12 protein-coding genes and 1 tRNA gene are annotated in these 18,883 nt (G+C 67.6%); 4 read left to right on the top strand and 9 right to left on the bottom strand.

Going from position 1 to position 18,883, the window contains the following annotated elements; all coding sequences use genetic code 11:
- Nucleotides 1-27: 27 nt before the first annotated feature.
- The 8 genes from IQ292_RS09510 to IQ292_RS09475 form a co-directional block, all read right to left on the bottom strand.
- Nucleotides 28-1,200, bottom strand: a complete 1,173-nt coding sequence (locus IQ292_RS09510) for a hypothetical protein (protein ID WP_203310065.1) — start codon at nt 1,198-1,200, stop codon at nt 28-30.
- A gap of 95 nt (nt 1,201-1,295) precedes the next feature.
- A complete protein-coding gene (locus tag IQ292_RS09505) occupies nt 1,296-5,033 on the bottom strand; it encodes a hypothetical protein (protein WP_203310064.1) in 3,738 nt (1,245 codons plus the stop codon).
- 291 nt (nt 5,034-5,324) lie between these two features.
- Nucleotides 5,325-5,400 (bottom strand) — tRNA-Lys (locus tag IQ292_RS09500).
- Between the two features lie 112 nt (nt 5,401-5,512).
- Nucleotides 5,513-6,625 carry a rod shape-determining protein RodA gene (gene rodA, locus IQ292_RS09495; RefSeq protein WP_203310063.1) on the bottom strand — a complete coding sequence of 371 codons (1,113 nt, stop codon included), beginning with the start codon at nt 6,623-6,625 and terminating at the stop codon, nt 5,513-5,515.
- Between the two features lie 24 nt (nt 6,626-6,649).
- Nucleotides 6,650-8,734, bottom strand: coding sequence for a penicillin-binding protein 2 (mrdA, locus tag IQ292_RS09490; RefSeq protein WP_288938484.1), 2,085 nt, complete (start codon nt 8,732-8,734; stop codon nt 6,650-6,652).
- Nucleotides 8,731-9,249: a rod shape-determining protein MreD gene (mreD, locus tag IQ292_RS09485; RefSeq protein ID WP_203310061.1), complete on the bottom strand. Its 519-nt coding sequence runs from the start codon at nt 9,247-9,249 to the stop codon at nt 8,731-8,733. The genes mrdA and mreD overlap by 4 nt, the downstream gene beginning before the upstream one ends.
- On the bottom strand, nt 9,246-10,157 hold the full coding sequence (locus IQ292_RS09480; RefSeq protein WP_203310060.1) for a rod shape-determining protein MreC: 912 nt from the start codon (nt 10,155-10,157) through the stop codon (nt 9,246-9,248). Before IQ292_RS09480 ends, mreD begins: the two co-directional genes overlap by 4 nt.
- A gap of 25 nt (nt 10,158-10,182) precedes the next feature.
- Entirely contained in the window at nt 10,183-11,223 is a 1,041-nt protein-coding gene (locus tag IQ292_RS09475; protein ID WP_203310059.1) for a rod shape-determining protein, read from the bottom strand.
- A gap of 135 nt (nt 11,224-11,358) precedes the next feature.
- On the opposite strand from IQ292_RS09475, the gene mutL reads away from it, so the two are divergent.
- Nucleotides 11,359-13,167, top strand: a complete 1,809-nt coding sequence (gene mutL, locus IQ292_RS09470) for a DNA mismatch repair endonuclease MutL (protein WP_203310058.1) — start codon at nt 11,359-11,361, stop codon at nt 13,165-13,167.
- Nucleotides 13,168-13,663: 496 nt separating this feature from the next.
- Here the strand turns inward: mutL and IQ292_RS09465 are convergent, their stop codons facing one another.
- Entirely contained in the window at nt 13,664-14,230 is a 567-nt protein-coding gene (locus IQ292_RS09465) for a TetR/AcrR family transcriptional regulator (protein ID WP_238940969.1), read from the bottom strand.
- Between the two features lie 175 nt (nt 14,231-14,405).
- On the opposite strand from IQ292_RS09465, the gene IQ292_RS09460 reads away from it, so the two are divergent.
- From IQ292_RS09460 to IQ292_RS09450, 3 genes are read left to right on the top strand one after another with little or no spacing between them, the layout of a single operon-like run.
- The gene (locus tag IQ292_RS09460) at nt 14,406-15,587 is read left to right on the top strand and encodes an HlyD family secretion protein (RefSeq protein ID WP_203310056.1); all 1,182 of its coding nucleotides are present in this window, start codon (nt 14,406-14,408) and stop codon (nt 15,585-15,587) included.
- 1 nt (nt 15,588) lies between these two features.
- The gene (locus IQ292_RS09455) at nt 15,589-17,160 is read left to right on the top strand and encodes an MDR family MFS transporter (protein ID WP_203310055.1); all 1,572 of its coding nucleotides are present in this window, start codon (nt 15,589-15,591) and stop codon (nt 17,158-17,160) included.
- The gene (locus IQ292_RS09450; protein ID WP_203310054.1) at nt 17,160-18,674 is read left to right on the top strand and encodes an efflux transporter outer membrane subunit; all 1,515 of its coding nucleotides are present in this window, start codon (nt 17,160-17,162) and stop codon (nt 18,672-18,674) included. The genes IQ292_RS09455 and IQ292_RS09450 overlap by 1 nt, the downstream gene beginning before the upstream one ends.
- Nucleotides 18,675-18,883 lie beyond the last annotated feature (209 nt).

Here is an 18,883-nt window from a genome sequence, read left to right as displayed (position 1 = left end):
TTGCCGGCCGTTCTCTCAACCACCGGATTACTCCGGCCAACCCTCCGGTAGGCCGAAGATCTCACGGAGCGATCGCCCGCCGTGAGTCTGCAGGCGATCGTCGACCACCTCGCGCACCTCCACGCCCAGTGGAACGTCGCCGAGTGGGGAGCGCGCCCAGGGATTGAGGATGAGCTTAAGCGACCGTTGGCCCACGCTCCAGGCCGACAGGCGCTCGACGAACAGGACAGCGCTTGACCGGGTGTAGACGGGTCCGCCGGGACCGCGCCATGCGCCGTCCGGGTTGCGCACGGGGCGCGGCTCGCGTCCTTCACTGAACGCGGTTGCGGTCGTCCCAAACAATGCATCGATGGCGGCGTCCACCCCGACGTAGTCCTCGAGCGCGTTGACGGCGATGACCAACGGAAGGTCGATATCGCCGTAGCGACCGGCCTTGCCCTCCACCGCGGACTTGATCGCCAGTTCGGGTCGGACGATCCCACCGGGCAGCGTCCTCCCGCCGACCGCCCTACCACCCGGTCTGCGCACGTTCTTAGGGACGGGACGGAGGACGAGCCGGCAGCCGTGCTCCTCGTGCTGGAACACCGGGGCGACATCCTGGGCCGCGGTCCCGTCCGCCGCGGCCTTCTCGTAATCGAGACCGTCCACGAACCGCTGCACGGCGCGCCGGAGCCGAGCGACCGCGATGGGCTTGCTCGGGGTTCCACTCGTGTGGAGATGGAGGAAAAAGTCCGGGGACTCGACCTCGTCGATCGCCTGCAGGGCCTGACGCAGGCGCCTATCGCCGCCCACGTCCGCGCTGGCCATGCCTGAGGCGAGCGTCGCCTCGAGATAGAAGCGCGTTCCGTCTGGAGCCTCGACGAGGAAGTCCGGGGCTCTGCCGTTCGCCAGGACCGGTTCGATGGCCACGATCGTGAAGCCCTGCCGCAGCAGCAGCGCGTGGAGCATTAGCTCGAAGACGGAGCTATTGTGCAGGGTGTCGTCGCGGGACTGGATACGGCGTGTCATCTCCGCGCGGTGCGCCGCCGGATAGTCGGCCAGCCAGCCGTCGATCAGCGCTCGCACCGCACCGGCTTCGAGTCTCGCGGAGACGTTGAGGTAGTCAAACCTGCCAACAGTGTGGCTGGCCGGTCCTTCCCCTTCGCGGGCGATGTCGTCGAAGGCGGAGATGAAGTCGTCAGGTGATTGTTGGTCACTCATCGTGCACCTCCCGGACGCAGTCGAGTTTCGCCTCAGGTGAAGTGGAAGGCACCGCCGCGGTCGAAGCGGTGAATCTGCTACGCATCACGGCGGGCTTAGCTGAACCTTAGGCGGTCTTGCTCAGCCTCGGTGTCCGCTCGCTTCGCGTCCTCGTCCCACCGGCGGGCGATCGCCGTCAGCATTGCACAGGTGCGCGGACTGGCGGCGTGCGCCCTCGCCCACGACCGGTATCGGGCCGCGAGGTCGCGCTCTTGCGGCCCCCCTTCGAACATGACCTTCGTGTAGACACCCCGCATGTTTAAGCGCTCGATCATGATCGAATGCTCAACCTCGTGCGATCTGAGGCGCTCGATGACGCTGGCGACAGGTGCCGGCGGCCAGACGCCGTCAATCTGGGCGGCGTGGGCGATGGTGCGCCCGATGTACGCGGGCACGACCTTCGTGAGCTTCGCCGTTCTGCCCTCCTCGAGCATCCCGTCGACCCAGGCGTCGAGTGAGCTCTGGTCTATTACGCCGCCGGTCGCGCCCGGGACCGCGTCGTTCGCCAGCAGGATGCGGTGCGAGATCGTGCCGCGAAGCCGCTGCGTCTCGCTGGTCTCGCTCTCGCCGCCCTGCGCGTCGTCTGAGATATAGACGTCCTTCAGGATTGAGACGAAGAACTCGGGGTCTTTCGCCATCCGGTCGAACAATTCGAGCCTTTCTTCATGGTGCTCGAGTAGCGGAAAGTAGGCATATTCCCAGCGGGCAAGGTCGAGCTTGTTGACGTCTTCGCGGCGGCGCAGCGACTTGAACAGCTCTGACACGTAGAAGCCGTCCATTTCGCCGACGATGCCGCCGCGATTGATTTCTGCGATGCGGCCGCCCAATAGGGTGGCGACCGTCGCCCATGACAGCTCGCTTTCGCGCGGGTGCACGGCCATGAGCGCCGCGCCAGCCCGGTCCGCGGCGATGAACCTGCCGACGAGCGTCTCGAGGTCCGAGGTCGGGCCTTCGAACCGCATGGGCTCACGGTGTGACCAGAACCACCGCGACGCCTCGTCGCCGAGCGCGTCGACCGCGTCCCAGGTAGTGGCCTTCTCGGGCCAATGCAGCAGCATGGACGCTGTGCGGATAGGCGACCAGGAATGTGACGCGGCTAGCCGAGCGATGTCGTCCCCGAATGTCTCGCCGCGAAGGTGTCGAAGGTTGCCGGACAGCGCTGAGCTAAGCTCGGGCGCAGGGGCATGCGGATCGCCGGCTGACAGCAGATCGTCGATTACCGCACGGTCCTGAATACCGGTCGCCGCGGCCAAAGCGGCGAGCTTCGGGAAGCGGATCGTCTCGGCTAGCCTGAGGATAGCTCCCGCGCCGCCAGTGGAGGCCAGCGCGGAGACGCTGTCGGCGCGCCGTTGCGCGATCGCCCTCTCGGCCGCCACGTAGTCGCGCTCGGCATAGGGGTTCGCCTCGTCGAACAGCGCTCGCGCCTTGTCGAATGGATCATCGCTCCTGAGGCTCCCGACGATCCGTTTCAGCCGGGAGAGCGCGGCGTTTGGCAGCGCCCACTCGGCCTCACGGAACCGCTCGTGACGATCCGCGATCCGGGTCAGCGTCCGCCGGAGTTCATTCCGCTCCTCGCCCATGATGCTGGCCACCCTTCCCGTGAGCATTTCCAGGAATTGAACGCGGCGCTCCGGCGAAAACCGCGGGAACGCCTCGGCGACCTCATTCCACCGTGTCGGGTCGTCACCAACCAGCGACAGCGCGCGGTCGGTCATCGCATCGTAGGTGTCGCCGACGATCGCGTAGGTGACCGGTTCGCGTTCGGAGGCGCCCGCCTCCCGAAAGAGCGGCCGCTGCGTTGGGCCCTTTGTGTCGTACAGCTTCGGCAGCAGCGCGACGACGAGCTGCCAGCCAGTCTCCGGATAGATCGAGATGACCTCGTCAATCACCGCCAGCCGCTCAGCGAGCGACGCATTGGTGCCCGGACTCCAGGCCACGAAGATGTCGCGGAGGCTGGCGATTGGCCTGTTACCCGCTGTTCCACCCGGGTCTAAAGACGCCAGCTTGCCTAGCAGCAGCGCTACCTGCCTGAGATAGACGGGATCCCAAGCCTGCATCTCAAGCGCCCACATCAGGTTCGGCAGCCGCGTGCGCGAAATGCCATAGTCTGACGTCTCGGCGAAGACCAACGAGGCGAGCGGAGCTTCACCCTCGAGCAGGTGCTCGAGGGCCTCCAACAAAGGGCGGGGGGACGCCTCCATCAGATGGGTGAGCTGTCTTTCAAGACCGATGACTACCCGCGGGTCGTCGCGCAAACCGGGCAAATTGGCCACCACGCTTTCGACGAAACTCGCGGGATCGTCGATCGATTCCAAACCGACCTCCTGGTGCATGGCCGCCAGGATGAGGAGCGTCGTCGCGAGCCCCTCCCGCAGCGTACTGCTGTACGGTGCGTCGGACGTTCCGAGCCGCTCCGCGCCGATATTAGGCGGGTCGTCGGTCGTGAACACCGCCGTCGCCGCCGTGGCGAGCCCCGTCAGGTGCTTGCGCGTCACTAGATGAGACAGGTTCACGAAGGCGTCGACGGGAGCCCGCAGCTTCCAAAGGCCCGACCGCTGGTCGAGCGGTGCGTCCAGCCGACTCAGGTATGCGCGCATCCCCGCCTCAAAGTCGTCGTAGTCCAAGCCACTCAAATCCGACAGGATGCGCTGGTCGCCCTCTTGCCGACTGTCCCAGCCGCCTGCGAGCAGGGCGGGGATTAGCGAGGCCGCGCCGTTGGCCCAGTCGGGCCGTTTGGCCCCGGCGGCGGGCGCGTGCCGCTCAAGGATGGTCAAGCTGCGTCCCGACTTTCTGGCCAGCGCCTCCGCCTCCTCCTCGCCGAGGCCCATTGTCCGCAGCGCCTCGCTCATCTCGCGCGTCGAGGGCCGTTCGAGGCGGGGATGCCGGCCGGCAGGGGGAAGAAAGTCGACCGTCGCCACAACCGGCCCGTAGCTGCCGAGCGTCCCAGTCACCTTCTCGACTGAGGGGGACACGACGTAGCCATAGCGGTCGGCGACGGCGACCTCCCTACCTGCCTCGTCAGTATCGACGATCAGCGTACGAGCCTCTAGAAATTTTCGGTCGAGTTCCGGCGCCGTGCGGATCGCGGCAACTGCCACCGCGCTCACCTCGTCGGGCCCGTCTCCGACGAAGATCATCTGGCCGCCCTTGCCCATCAGGTGGCTGACGATGCTTGCCGCCTGTTCGTTGCGCGCGCATAGCGCGACCGCTTCGGTGAGCCGCGGGTGAAAGCGGGCGGAATATTCTGCCCAGAACTCATCAGTGCTGCGCGCACCCTTCTGCGGCACTCGTTCGAGCACCGTTCGGGCATACTTGGCGCCGACCGCGCCATGTATTCCAAGCCATGTCTCCAGCGCGGCGCCGTCCACGAAGCGAACGTCCTTGAACTCCTTCTTGTCCTGGAATTCTTTGATGTAATCCGGCAGCTTTTTCTTCGGATTGTCCCAGTTGCGCGGGGTGACGAACACGAATGTGGTCTGCGCGCGATCCGTCTTGGCCATTGACTTCGCACGCTTGTCGTAGTCGCTCTCGAACTTTTCGATAGCGTCAGCGCCGACGCCGAACTCCCAGATCGACCGTCCTGCGGGCACGTAAGTCGTGCCGACGGCGATCGTCAGGTCACCGTCATAGCCGCGCACCTGGCTCGACTCTCCGCCTGGAAAGCGCATGTGCTTGATGTCGCCGATGTCGCGTGCTGACGCGAGTATGAGGTCGCGAACCATCACGGGGAAGTCCTCTCGAGCGCCGATGCGGCCCGCCCAATTCTTCAGGTCTAATTGGTTGATCCAGATCATGCTCGTCTTTCTTCGTGTGGCACGTCGCGGCTGGCGGGCTTGTAATCTGCTGGATATACGCCCCTGCTTCAAGTTGCTGGAACCTTAGAGCCCTCCCAAGTCAAATAGCAGAAGCTGAACGGAGGGCAGATTCGGGCGAGACCTCCAGCAGCACTGAGTAGCGCCTTCTGGGTACTCTCGGTGGCGTGCAACATCGAAGCTGCGCCAGGTGATCGCAGCCGCGAAAAGGGGAAAGTCAGGGGAGACCCAAAGCACAACGGCTTCGCATCACTGCGAAGCCGTTGAAAAAACTGGTGGACGCACTTGGGCTCGAACCAAGGACCCGCTGATTAAGAGTCAGCTGCTCTACCAACTGAGCTATGCGTCCATGACCGGTGGTTCGTGGCGCTTTGGTAGGGCGCCGACCGCGTCGGGAGGCGGCCAATTAGCAGAGTTTCGCCGCCTCGCAACCCCTTTTTAGCCCCGCATGCGGTTTTTTCTCACCAGCGGACGCGGCGGCGGTTTTCCCGATCGATCGACATGAGGATGCCGAGGCACAGCAGCACCGTCATCTGCGCCGAACTGCCGAAGCTGACCAGGGGCAGGGGAATGCCAACAACCGGCGCCAGGCCCATGACCATCGCCAGATTGATCGCAACATAGAAGAAAATCGTGGTCGACAGGCCCGCCGCCGTCAGGCGCGAGAATCGCGTGCCGGCATTCTGTCCCACGTTGATTCCCCAGCGGATGACCAGGAGGAACGCGAAGATGAGGAGACAGCCGCCGATCAGACCCCATTCCTCCGCCATCGTGGCGAAGACGAAATCGGTATGGCCTTCCGGCAGATAGTCGAGATGACTCTGCGTGCCCTGGAGGAAGCCCTTGCCCCAGATGCCGCCGGACCCGATCGCGATCTTCGACTGGCTGATGTGATAGCCCGTGCCCAGTGGGTCGCTTTCGGGATCGAGGAAGATCAGCACGCGGTTCCGCTGATAGCCATGCAGCAGGAAATTGACCGCCAGCGGCGCCGCGATGGCGATACCGATCCCGCCGCCGACGAACAGGCGCAGTGGAATGCCCGCGAGGAACATGATCGTCGCGCCGCCCGCGCAGACCATCAGCGCGGTGCCGAGGTCGGGCTGTTTCATGATTAGCGCCGCCGGGACGCCGATCAGCAGCGCGGCGGGCCAGATCGCGCTGAACCGCCGCGTCTCGCCCGCGGGCAGCATGTCGTAGAAGCGTGCGCAGGCGAGCACGATCGCCGGCTTCATCAATTCGGACGGCTGGAGACGGATGAAGCCGAGGTCGAGCCAGCGCTGGCTGCCGCCGCGCACCGCGCCGAGCAGCTCGACGAAGACGAGCAGCACGACCAGCCCGCCATACGCCGGTATGGCGCCCGCACGCCAGACGCGCTCCGGCACGTAGGACAGGGCGATCGCGCCGGCGACGAAGACGTAGAAGCGGAGGCCCTGTGACAGCGCCCATGGATGCAGCGAACCGCCCGCGGCCGAATACAGCACGACCTGGCCAAACGTGCCGATCGCGACGACGAGCAGGATGACCCGCCACGGCAGACGCGCGATCGGTTCGGGAACGATGCCCCCCCGGCTCATCGGCGCGTCCTCATCGGCCCGTCCTCATCGATCGTCGCTCCGCTCGGTCGACCCACCTTCCGCGACGGTATCGCCTGCGCTCTCGTTCGCCAGCGCCGCCTGCGTCTGGTTGGCGAGGCTGGTTGCCGCCTCCACCGCGTCCGAATCGCTCGGCACGGTGGCGTCGGTCTTGGTCGCCTCCGCCGCCGGCGCGGGTGCGTGCGCCGCCCGATAGGCCGCTGCCTCCGCCGCCATCCGCGTCGCGATGTCGCCGCCCCAGGTCGGCTCCATCTCGCCAAGGCTCGTCATCGCCCGCTGCTTGTCGAACATGTAGGTCATGATGTCCCGCCCGATCAGCGGCGCGTCGAGATTGCGGACGGTATGCCCATTGTGCTCCAGCGCGATGCCCATCGCATATTTCGGATTGTCCGCCGGGGCGAAGGCGATCAGCAGGGCGTGATCGCGCAGCTTGAAGGGCAATTGGCCGTTCTTCAGCACGCCCGCCCGCCGCTCCGCCATGGTGATGCGGCGGACCTGCGCGGTGCCGGTCTTTGCCGCCAGCGCAACGCCGGGGACGTACATGCGCGCCGCACCGCCTGTGCCCCCCGAATTGACGACGCCGAACATGGCGTTGCGGACGACGGCCAGATCCTCGGCAGGGAAGGGCAGAGGTGCGGGATTGCGATGCACCTGGTCCGCGAGCAGACTCGGCTGCACCGCCTTGCCGGACGCGAGCCGCGACGCCATCACCGCAAGCTGTAGCGGATTGGCGAGCACATAGCCTTGGCCGATCGACGCGTTGAGGCCGTCCGCGACCGTCCACTTGCTCTTGTATTTCCGTAGCTTCCAAGCGGAATCGGGGACCGTGCCATAGCGTTGCGTGGCGAGCGGAAGGTCGAACTTCTGTCCCAGTCCCATTTCGCGCGCGATCGGCGCGATCGCGTCATAGCCGTGACGGCGGATCATTTCGTAGAAATAGATGTCGCAGCTCTGCTCGATCGCGCCCTTGAGGTCGAGCGCGCCGTGACCGCCCTTCTTGTGACAGTGAAATATGCCGGTGCCTACCTTCATCGCGCCGGTGCATACGACGCGGTCGCTCGTCTTTACCCCGGCATGCAGCAGCGCCAGACCGTTCATCGGCTTGACCGTCGACCCCGGCGGGTAGAGTCCCTGGGTGACCTTGTTCATCAACGGCACATGGTCGTTCTCCGACAGCATCTGCCATTCCATGTGGCTGATCCCGTTGGAGAAGCTGTTCGGATCATAAGCGGGGACGGAGACCATCGCCAGGATCTCGCCCGTGTTGCAGTCCATCACGACGACCGAACCGGAATTGGTGCCGAGGCGCCGCGCGGCATAGTCCTGAAGGCCTGCGTCGATCGTCAGTCGCTGCGTCCTGCCCGGAACGTCGGGGCGCGTCGCGAGCTCGGCCACCAGCTTGCCGCGCGCGGTCACCTCCACCCGCTTCGCTCCCGCGGTGCCGCGCAGTTGAGGCTCGAGCATCTTCTCCAGCCCGTCCTTGCCGATCTTGAACCCCGGCGTGACGAGCAGCGGATCGTGCGTCGCTTTATATTGCTCGGCGGTCGGCGTTCCGACATAGCCGGTCAGGTGCGCAACCGCCGCGCCGCCGGGATAGTGGCGCGCGAAGCCACGCGTCGGCGCGATGCCGGGCAATTCGGGCTGGCGCAGCGACACCGCGGCGAATCGTTCCCAATCGATATTCTCGGCAGCCTGCACGGGCTGGAACCCCGCGGCCCCCTTCAGGTCGATCTTGATGCGCTCGACCTCTTCCGGAGGCAGTTGCAGGATTTGTGCGAGCAGGGCGAGCGTCCGGTCGGGGTCTTCCAACCGGTCGGGGATGATGTCGACGCGGAAATCGGTGCGGTTGTTCGCGATCGGAGTGCCGTGCCGGTCGACGATCCAGCCCCGGCGGGGCGGGATCTTGGTCAGGCTGACGCGATTTTTCTCCGCGAGCGCATTGTACTTGTCGTTCTGCGCGACGGCGAGCCAGCCCATGCGGCCTGCGAGCAGCCCGCCGATGCCCAACTGCGCCGTGCCGAGGAGCCAGGCGCGACGCGAGAAGCTGTAGGTTTGGGTCGCCTCCGTGACGATCCGCTTCGAACGCTTCACGCGGCGGCGCCCCGCTTGCGATCGATCCATGCGACGAATCGCGCGGACAGGGGGAACAAGGCGATCGTGATCACGATCTGCGCCAATAGCACGAGATCGACCCGCGCACCGAGCGGCAAGGCGATCCAGCGTCCGGCGACCAGACAGAAGGCGATGCAGCCGCTGGCGATCAACCAGTCCTGCCAGAAATCGCGAAAGACGAGCCGCTGCTCGATCAGGTCGATCGTCAGGAAGCAGGCCGACCACAGCAGGACGGCGGAACCGAGCGGCTGGCCGCTGAGCAGATCGTCAAACAGGCCGAGCGGCGCGGCCGCCCAGGCGCGCAGCGAGAAGCGGGCCAGCAACCGCCAGGTCAGCAGCAGGACGAGGCCGAGCGGCGGCAGCAGCGCGAAACTGGCGACGACGGGGACAACGGCGGTGAGGGCCGATCCGCCAATCACGGTCAGCCAGGGCACCGCCCGCGCCCGCCCGGGGGGCAGGGGCATGCGGAACGGCTGGTGGTCGATCGTGTTCATGGCGCCGGTGGGGGAGCCTGCGGCGGCACGTGCGTGGCGGCGGCCGCTCGGGGTGTCGACACGGGCATCGGCAGGAACGGCCGTTCGACCAGCGCGAAGTCGAGCGCATCCGGCGCCGCGATCGGCACCGCGATGGCCGAGTCGATCGCGCTCGCGGCGATCGCCGCGACGGGGATGCCCGGCGGATAGATGCCGCCCGTACCCGTCGTCACGAACATCTCGCCCGGCTGGAAGCGCACGTTGGTTGCGTTGACCGAGCGGATGTCGACCCGCCCGTCGCCGCGGCCGGCCGCCAGCGCGGGCAGGCCGTCGCGCGTTCTGCGGACGGGAACCAGACTTTCGGGATCGGTGACGAGGAGGACGCGCGCCGCGATCGGGCCCGTCTCCAGCACGCGCCCGACGAGGCCGACGGGCCCGCGGACCGGCATGCCCGGCCGCACGCCCTGGAAACGCCCGGCATTGAGAAGCGCGAAGCGACGCGCGCTGGTCGCGGACGACGCGACGAGTCGGGCGGTCACGACGACGTCCTCGGACCGATCCCGAAGCGCGAGCAACGCCCGCAGGCGACGGTTGTCATAGGCCATGACCCGTGCGCGCGTGAGCAGCCTCGCGTCGCGCGCGACCTGGGCGCGCAACTCGGCGTTCTCGCCATGCACGCGAAACCATGACCCGATAGCGTCCGGCACCGCACGCACCACGCCCACGGTCGCGTCGAGCCCCGACGCCACCGGCGCGGCGACGCTGGCCACGGTCATGCGCAGCGCCGCGAAGGCCGGCGGATTGAAGCTCGACACGACGAGCAGCGCAATCCCCACCAGCGCGCCCGCGATCGCGAGCACGTAGGCGAAGAAGGCCGAATATTGCCGCCGTCGCGAAAAACCCGTGCGACGGTCGCGGGCAGGCGCCATGCGCCGCTCCCCTCAGCGTTGGCGGTTAACCGTTCTGGAGCACGCCCCGGAACATCGGATCCTCCAGCGCGCGGCCGGTGCCCAGCGCGACGCAGGTAAGCGGGTCTTCCGCCACGGTCACGGGCAGGCCCGTCTCGTCGCGCAGCACCTCGTCCAGTCCCTGGAGCAGGGCGCCGCCGCCGGTCAGCACGATCCCCTGGTCGACGATGTCGGCGGCGAGTTCCGGCGCGGTATTCTCCAGCGCGACACGGACGCCCTCGACGATCGTCGCGACGGGTTCCGACAGCGCCTCGGCGATCTGGCCCTGGTTGATCTGGATTTCCTTGGGAACGCCGTTGACCAGGTCGCGCCCCTTGATGTGGATCGTCGTGCCGATGCCGTCGGCGGGCGGACGGGCGATGCCGACCTCCTGCTTGATCCGCTCGGCGGTCGCCTCGCCGATCAGCAGATTGTGGTTGCGGCGGATATAGCTGACGATCGCCTCGTCCATCTTGTCGCCGCCGACGCGGACGGAGGTGGTGTAGGCGAGACCGCGCAGCGACAGCACCGCGACTTCGGTCGTGCCGCCGCCGATGTCGACGACCATGCTGCCGATCGGCTCGGTCACGGGCATGTCGGCGCCGATCGCCGCGGCCATGGGCTCTTCGATCAGATAGACCTGGCTCGCGCCGGCGTTCGACGCGGCGTCGCGGATGGCGCGACGCTCGACCTTGGTCGAACCCGAGGGCACGCAGATGACGATTTCGGGCCAGCGAGCGAACTTGCGGGGGCCGTGCACCTTGCGGATGAACGCCTTGATCATCTCCTCGGCGACATCAATGTCGGCGATGACGCCGTCGCGCAAGGGGCGGATCGCCTCGATGTTGCCGGGCGTCTTGCCCATCATCAGCTTGGCGTCGTCGCCGACCGCCTTCACCTTCTTGATGCCGTTGATCGTCTCGACCGCCACGACGGACGGCTCGTTGAGCACGATTCCACGGCCGCGGACATAGACCACGGTATTCGCGGTGCCGAGGTCGATCGCCATGTCATGCGACATGAATTTGAACAAGCGGGGGAGGGCCATCGGGCGAAAGGTTCCGTCTTCGGTGCGAGGGCTCCGCCAGCGCCGCCGTACGCCACGGTATCGGCCAAGGGGTCGTTCCGTCACGTCGTTGCGGGAGGCTCGCGGGATGCCGTCGCTTGGTATAGAGCTTGGCCGGTGTCAATACGTCGCCTGCCCGAACAACTCGTCAATCGCATCGCCGCCGGTGAAGTGGTGGAAAGGCCCGCCAGCGCGTTGAAGGAGCTCGTCGAGAATGCCATCGACGCGGGCGCGACCCGGATCGCGGTCGTGCTCGCGGAAGGCGGGCTGGCGCGGATCGAGGTCGCGGACGATGGGTGCGGCATGGCGCCTGCCGACATGGCGCTGGCGCTGGAGCGGCATGCGACGTCGAAGCTGCCCGACGAGGCGATCGAAAACGTCACCACGATGGGATTTCGCGGCGAAGCCCTGCCGTCGATCGCCAGCGTCGCGCGGCTGACGCTGGAGAGTCGCGTGCGGGGGGCGGAGGGCTGGGCGAGGACGGTCGACAACGGCGCCCTCTTGCGGGAGGCACCGGCCGCCTTGCCGCCGGGGACCCGCGTCGTGGTCGAGCAGCTGTTCGGCCGCGTGCCGGCGCGGCGCAAGTTCCTGCGCAGCGCACGCGCGGAATATGCTGCCTGTCTCGATGCGGTACGCCGTCTCGCGATGGCGCGACCGGACATCGCCTTCTCTCTGGAGCATGACGGCAGGCGGGCCCTGTCGGTCGCGGCCGGAGAGGATCGCCCCGGCCGTGTCGCGGCGCTGACCGATCGGGCGCTCGCCGGCAATGCGGTGCCGATCGACCTAGCGCGCGATGGCCATGTCCTCGGCGGGGTGGCGAGCATCCCGACCTACAATCGCGGCGTCGCGGACCACCAATATCTGTTCGTCAACGGCCGCCCCGTGCGCGACCGGCTGCTGATGGGGGCGATACGCGGCGCCTATGCGGAAATGCTGCCGCGCGACCGGCATGCGGTCGTCGCGCTGTTCCTCGACGTGCCGCCGGACCAGGTCGACGTCAACGTCCATCCCGCCAAGACCGAGGTCCGCTTTCGCGATCCCGCACTGGTGCGCGGGCTGATCGTGTCCGGCCTGCGCCGCGCGCTGGACGAGGCCGGCCATCGCAGCGTGCAGCGGCCGGCGGACTCGGCGCTGGCGATGTGGCAGGCGGAGCCGCTTGCGCGACGCGATACCGCTGACGCCATGGCCGGCGGGAGCGCGGCGGCATCGGGACTGCACGCGCTTCACGCGGGCGCGGGAGAAGGACTGTTCGCGCGGAGCGTCCACGACCGCCGTCCGGCCTTCCTCGCCCCGCCGCCGGCCGCGCGCGCCGAGCCCGCGTGGCAGCCGCCGCCGCAGACCGCCGCGCATCCGCTCGGTGTCGCGCGCGGGCAGGTGGCGAAGACCTATATCGTCGCGGAGGCCGAGGATGGCCTCGTGCTGGTCGACCAGCATGCCGCGCACGAGCGGCTGGTGCTGGAGCGTATGCGCGCCGCCCTGGCCGGCGGGCGGGTCGCGAGCCAGGCGCTGCTCATCCCGGAAGTGGTCGAGCTCGACGAGCCCGGCTGCGACCGGCTGGAGGCGCGAGGCGAAGAGCTCGCCGAGCTCGGCCTCTTGCTCGAACGGTTCGGACCGACCGCGATGCTGGTGCGCGCGACGCCGGCGCTGCTCGGCCAGGCGAACCCGGCCGGGCTGGTGACCGACCTTGCCGACGAACTCGCTGCGTTCGATGAGGCCTTGTCGCTGCGCGAAAGGCTGGATGCGGTGGCGGGGACGATGGCCTGCCACGGCTCGGTGCGCGCCGGGCGCATCCTGTCGGTCGCCGAGATGAACGCGTTGCTGCGCGAAATGGAGGCGACGCCGCATTCGGGCCAATGCAACCACGGCCGCCCGACCTGGGTGAAGCTGGCGCACGGCGACATCGAGAAGCTTTTTGGTCGTAGATGAAAGACTTGGCGCCAACTTGTGACGTGCGTCATAACCCAAACGCTCATGACAGGATGACGGGTGGCTTACACCCGAATACAGTCACTCAATTTCCGCCACGGGCGATCCGTTGAGCCACTTTACCCCCGTTGCCGATACCTCAAGGACTGGCTCGTCCTCGACTTTCCTCCAAGGCTCGGCCGAGACGTCAAACTTGATCAGGTGGAAACGTCGCCCACATGTCCGCCAACTTGTGCATGGACAAACATTCGGTGGCTCGTTCCAGGGTAAATTTGCCAGCTTCTGAAGCGCGTCGTGAGCATCGTCTCGGCTGGCATACTCTCCAAGCCATTCAGCGTGCCACTCGTCTTCGATCACAAACATGGCTCGGTCTACCGCCGGAGCCGTCGGCGCTCCACCGATTTCAGCGATTCAGGCATAGCGTTTATCGGTTGACGTTGGTGAGGCTGGCGCACGGCGGCACCGAGAAATTGTTCGCCGGAAGTGACCCGGGCGATCAGGGGCGCAGTCCCCGCTGGAGCAGATCCAGCGCCAGGGTCAGGTCGCCGTCGATGTCCTGGTCCGTGAACCGTTGCTTGGCGAGGCCGCTGAGCATGCGGACGACGAGGACGAGATCGAGCGCGTCGATGTCACGCCGCAACGTGCCGTCCGCGTGGGCATGATCCGCGAGGGGAGCGAGAAGCCGGGCGAGCTGCTGACGCAGCACCTCGAACCGGTCGCGGTTCTCGCCGGTCGGGGGGATGTCGATCGCGATCCGCTGGAACATGGCGCTCGCCCGCGTGCCGTGGCGCACGAGGTGCAGCAGCGTATCCGCGATCGGCGCAGCCGGGTCGATCAGCGCGGCGGCGGCATCGATCTCGCGTTCGAGGATCGCGATCGCCAGCGCCAATCGATCGGGAAAGTTGCGATAGAGCGTACCCCGGCCGACACCGGCCCGCTCGGCAATCTGTTCAAGCGGCACTTCGAAGCCGGACTCGCGAAAGCATTCCGCCGCGGCCGTGAGCAGCGCCTCGCGCCTGACCTGCGCATCGCGGCGTTGTACCCGACCGGTCGCCGTCCGCATCAAGATCCGTCGTCCATAAATCCCTGCATCCCCACCGTTCGATCCGGCGGTTTGACGTGTTCGTGGTTCGTGGAACCCTTGCCGAATACGGGGGTTCCTGCAATAGCGGACACGGCGTCCGCTTTCGGGTTGCGGGGCCCTCGCTTTCCACCACGACGGAACGGATGACAGATCGATGAGCGACACGCCGCATTCGGGGCAGGGCGAAGGGCAGGAGGCGGACGCCGACGCGGCGTCGGCCGGCGACGGCAAGCCGGGAAAGCGGCTGAGCGGCCGGGCGAAGGCCATCCTGCTGGCGCTTCTCGCCATCGTCGTCGTGGTCGGTATCGTCTGGTACCTGCGCTACGAGAGCCGCGGGAAATTCCTGCAGAACACCAACGACGCGACGATACAGGCGGACGCGGTCACCGTCGCGCCCAAGGTGAGCGGCTATGTCGCCGAGGTCATGGTCGGCGATAACCAGGACGTGAAGGCGGGGCAGCCGCTCGTCCGCATCGATCCGCGCACCTATCGCGCGCAGGCGGCGCAGGCGGAGGCGCAGATCGCCCAGGCCCGCGCGAGCGCCGATGCCGCGCGCGCCTCGATCGACGAACAATATGCGACCATCGCGCAGGCGCAGGCGCAGCTCGATTCGGCGCGGATCAAGGCGGCGCACGACGCGGCGGAAGTCGCGCGGTATCGACCGCTCGCCGCCTCGGGCGCCGAGACGCGGGAACAACTGTCGCAGCTGGAGCTCGCCGCGCGGCAATCGGCCGAGGCCGTCCGCGTGCAGGCCGCGGCGGTCGCCATGCAGCGCCGTCGCGTCGCGTCCTTCGCGGCGCAGCTGCGGCAGGGGCAGGCGCAGGCGCAGGGCGCCCAAGCGCAACTGGCGGCGGTCAACGTCGACGTCGGCTCCACGCTGATCCGCGCCGCGACCGACGGCCGGATCGGCGACAAGACGGTGACGGTGGGCCAGTTCGTCCAGGCCGGGACGCGCCTGATGTCGGTCGTACCGCTCGACAAGCTCTACGTGACCGCCAATTTCAAGGAGACGCAACTCGCGCTGATGCGTCCCGGCCAGCCGGCGACGATCAAGGTCGACGCGCTCGACGGGATCGAATTGAAGGGCCAGGTGCAGAGCGTGTCGCCGGGCACGGGCGCGCAATTCTCGCTGATCCCGCCGCAGAACGCGACGGGCAACTTCACCAAGATCGTGCAGCGCGTGCCGGTGCGGATCGCGATTGAAGCGAGCCCGGATGCGCGCCGGTTGCTCGTACCGGGCCTGTCGGTCACCGTTACGGTGGACACGATCGGCGCCAAGGGCCAGCTGGATCGGCTGCGCGAGCAGCAGAAGCAGCTCGACCAGCGGGGTCGCTGACATGGCCAGCGCCGCCGCGCGCCAGACGGGCGCGGGACGCGCCGCCGACCAACCGGCCGGCGGCGCGCAAAAGGCCGATCTGTCCGCATGGCTCGCGGTTGCGGCGGGGACGCTCGGTGCGCTGATGGCGACGCTCGACATCTCCATCGTCAATTCGGCGCTGCCGACGATCCAGGGCGAGATCGGTGCGAGCGGTACGGAGGGCACCTGGGTGGCCACCGCCTATCTGGTCGCGGAGATCGTGATCATCCCGATGGCGGCCTGGCTGGAACGGTTGCTGGGCCTCAGGACGTTCCTGCTCATCGCGGCGGGTCTGTTCACCGGCTTTTCGATGATCTGCGGCACCGCGACGTCGCTGACCGCGATGATCATCGGTCGCGTCGGGCAGGGGTTCACCGGCGGCGCGATGATCCCGACCGCGCAGACGATCATCGCCACGCGCCTGCCGCGGAGCCAGCAGCCGATCGGCATCGCCGCCTTCGGCGTCACGGCAATCATGGGGCCGGTGATCGGCCCGCTCATCGGCGGATGGCTGACGGAGAATATCAGCTGGCACTACAGCTTCTTCATCAACCTGCCGATCTGTGCCGCCCTGGTCATCCTGCTGCTCGTCGGCCTGCCGCACCAGAAGAGCCGGCTCGACCTGCTGGGGGAGGCGGACTGGCTCGGCATCGCGGGGCTCGCGCTGGGGCTCGGCGGCCTCACCGTCTTCCTCGAGGAAGGGCAGCGCGAACAATGGTTCTCCTCCGGACTGATCCGGCTGATGGCGCTGGTGACGACGGTCGGCTTCGCGCTTATCTTCGCGGGGCAGATCACCGCCAAGCGGCCGGTCATCAAGCTCAAGCTGCTGCTCGATCGGCAGTTCGGCGCTGTGGCCCTGATGGGGATGGTGCTCGGCGTCGTGCTGTACGGCACTTCCTATGCCATTCCGCAATTCCTCGCCTCCATCGCCGACTATAACGCGCTGCAATCGGGCAAGGTGGTCCTGTTGTCGGGCATCCCCAGCCTGTTCATGATGGCGATCGTGCCGATCCTGCTGAAACGGATCGACATCCGCCTCGCGGTGTCCGCGGGGCTCGTCATCATGGGCGGCGCCGCCCTGATGGACGCGCACCTGACGATCACGTCGGACGGCAGCGACTTTACGGCGTCGCAGCTGCTGCGCGGCGTCGGGCAGATCCTGGGCATGTTGTTCCTCAGCCAAGCGGTCGTGCGCTCGGTGCCGCCGCAGGACGCGGGCGACGCGTCCGGCCTGTTCAACGCGGTCCGCAACCTCGGCGGCAGCTTCGCGCTCGCCGGCATCTCGATCCTCCAGGACACGAGGACCTGGTTCCATTCGCGCCGGATCGAGGAAACGCTGAACGCCAATGCGGTCGCGGTGCAGGATTACGTCCACAGCCTCGGCGGACCGGGCGCGCTGCCGCTGATCGAACGCCAGATCCAGGGGCAGGCGCTGGTGATGACGTTCAACGACATCTTCTGGATCATGGGCATCGGCACCTTCGTCGTGCTGCCCCTCGTCCTGTTTCTCCGCCCCTTGCCGAAGGACGCCGCGCCCGCGGCGATGCATTGATGCGACAGACGCTCCCGCTTCTATCCACCGTCGCGCTGCTCGCGGGCTGCACCGTCGGACCCGATTACAAGGGGCCGCCGTCGGTCGCCTCCGACGCGGTGACGCGCGGCCGCTTCGTCCGGGCGCAGGATGCGGCGCTGACGCCGGCCCCCGGTCTGGCGCGCTGGTGGGAGACGCTGAACGACCCCACGCTCACCGCCCTGGTCGACGATGCCCTGGCGCACAGTCCGACGATCGACGCCGCGCAGGCGCGGATACGGGCGGCCGAGGCGCAATTGCGTGCCCAGAGGACGGCGGCGCTGCCCAATGTCAGCGCCAGCGCCACCTATCTGCACGCGCAACTGCCGGGCACGAGCCTGGGCGGCAGTGGTGGTAACGGCGTTGCTTCGGGCGGCGGCAGCGCCACCGGCGGCGCAACAAGGCTGTCCAGCCTCGACTTCTTCAATCTGGGCGGCACGGCGTCGTGGGAGCCGGACCTGTTCGGCGGTACGCGCCGCGGCGTCGAGCAGGTACGGGCGACCGTCGGCCAGCGCTTCGCCGATCTTGCCGATGCGCAGGTCAGCCTGTCGGCGCAGGTCGCGCAGGCCTATGTCGCCCTGCGCGATGCGCAGGAGCGGGCCAGGCTCAATGCCCGATCGACCGCGCTCCAGCGGCAGGCGCTCGCGCTCACGCGCCAGCGTTTCGCGGCGGGTACCGCGTCCCAGCTCCAGGTCGACCGGCTGGAGCAGCAGTTGCAAAGCACCGACGCGCAGAACATCCCGCTCGCCGCGCAGATCGACGAATACAAGGGTCAGCTCGCGATCCTGACGGGGCGGACGCCCGGCGCGCTCGATGCGACGCTGGCGACCGAAGTGCCGGTGCCGTTGCCGCCGCGCGAGGTGCCGATCGGCGATCCCGCCGCCCTGATCGCCCATCGTCCCGACGTGCGCGCGGCCGAGCGCGCGCTGGCGGCAAGCAATGCGCAGATCGGCGTGAACACGGCGAAGCTGTTTCCGTCGCTCAAATTCATGGGCCTGTTCGGCCTTGGCGGTACGAGCATCGCCGACGTCGTCGACCCCGGCAAGTTCACCGCGCTGCTCGCGCCGATGCTGAGCTGGAACATCCTCGACTTCGGTCGCGCGCGCGCGGGTGTCCGGCAAGCGGAGGCCCAGCGCGATGCCGCCGACGCGCAATATCGCCAGACCGTCCTCGAAGCTCTGCAGGATGCCGAAACGTCGCTGTCGCGATTCGGCAACGTGCGCCTTCAGCTCGCGCAGCTCGCCCGGGCGGAGGCGACCGCGACGCGGGCAGCGCAGCTCAACGACCAGCGCGTGCGCGCGGGTACGAGCACGCTGATCGACCAGCTCGACATCGAACGCCAGCGCCTGGCCGCGTCGATCGGCGTGGCGCAGGGAAAGGCCCAGCTGACCAACAGCTATATTGCCGTGCAGAAAGCATTAGGCCTCGGCTGGACCGATCCGGTGCACGCCATGCCGAACCGGGACGCCGCGGAACCATCTCGTTCACCCTCTTGAAACCTTTTGCTTCAGCGCGCATTTACATTGCGATTGGCAACGGATTTCTACGGATCATGAAACAGATTGTCCCCTTGGTGCTTGCCCTCATCCCGCTCGCGGCGGTGGTCAGCGCCTGCGTTACCTGCCCGTAAGGGAAGGCACCGGCCCGGTCAGGGCAACCCTGGAAACGAAAAGGCCGCTTCGTCGCATGACGGAGCGGCCTTTTT

Source organism: Sphingomonas beigongshangi (assembly GCF_016820445.1).
GTDB lineage: Bacteria > Pseudomonadota > Alphaproteobacteria > Sphingomonadales > Sphingomonadaceae > Sphingomonas > Sphingomonas beigongshangi.
Note: the sequence above shows the minus strand (reverse complement) of the source record. Positions and strands in the feature narration are given on the sequence as shown.

Bases quoted from the DNA above. Each gene is read 5' to 3' on its own strand.
- IQ292_RS09510 (WP_203310065.1), bottom strand. From the start codon at position 1,200: ATGAGTGACCAACAATCACCTGACGACTTCATCTCCGCCTTCGACGAC.
- IQ292_RS09505 (WP_203310064.1), bottom strand. From the start codon at position 5,033: ATGATCTGGATCAACCAATTAGACCTGAAGAATTGGGCGGGCCGCATC.
- rodA (WP_203310063.1), bottom strand. From the start codon at position 6,625: ATGAGCCGGGGGGGCATCGTTCCCGAACCGATCGCGCGTCTGCCGTGG.
- mreD (WP_203310061.1), bottom strand. From the start codon at position 9,249: ATGAACACGATCGACCACCAGCCGTTCCGCATGCCCCTGCCCCCCGGG.
- IQ292_RS09480 (WP_203310060.1), bottom strand. From the start codon at position 10,157: ATGGCGCCTGCCCGCGACCGTCGCACGGGTTTTTCGCGACGGCGGCAA.
- IQ292_RS09475 (WP_203310059.1), bottom strand. From the start codon at position 11,223: ATGGCCCTCCCCCGCTTGTTCAAATTCATGTCGCATGACATGGCGATC.
- IQ292_RS09465 (WP_238940969.1), bottom strand. From the start codon at position 14,230: ATGCGGACGGCGACCGGTCGGGTACAACGCCGCGATGCGCAGGTCAGG.
- IQ292_RS09460 (WP_203310056.1), top strand. From the start codon at position 14,406: ATGAGCGACACGCCGCATTCGGGGCAGGGCGAAGGGCAGGAGGCGGAC.
- IQ292_RS09455 (WP_203310055.1), top strand. From the start codon at position 15,589: ATGGCCAGCGCCGCCGCGCGCCAGACGGGCGCGGGACGCGCCGCCGAC.
- IQ292_RS09450 (WP_203310054.1), top strand. From the start codon at position 17,160: ATGCGACAGACGCTCCCGCTTCTATCCACCGTCGCGCTGCTCGCGGGC.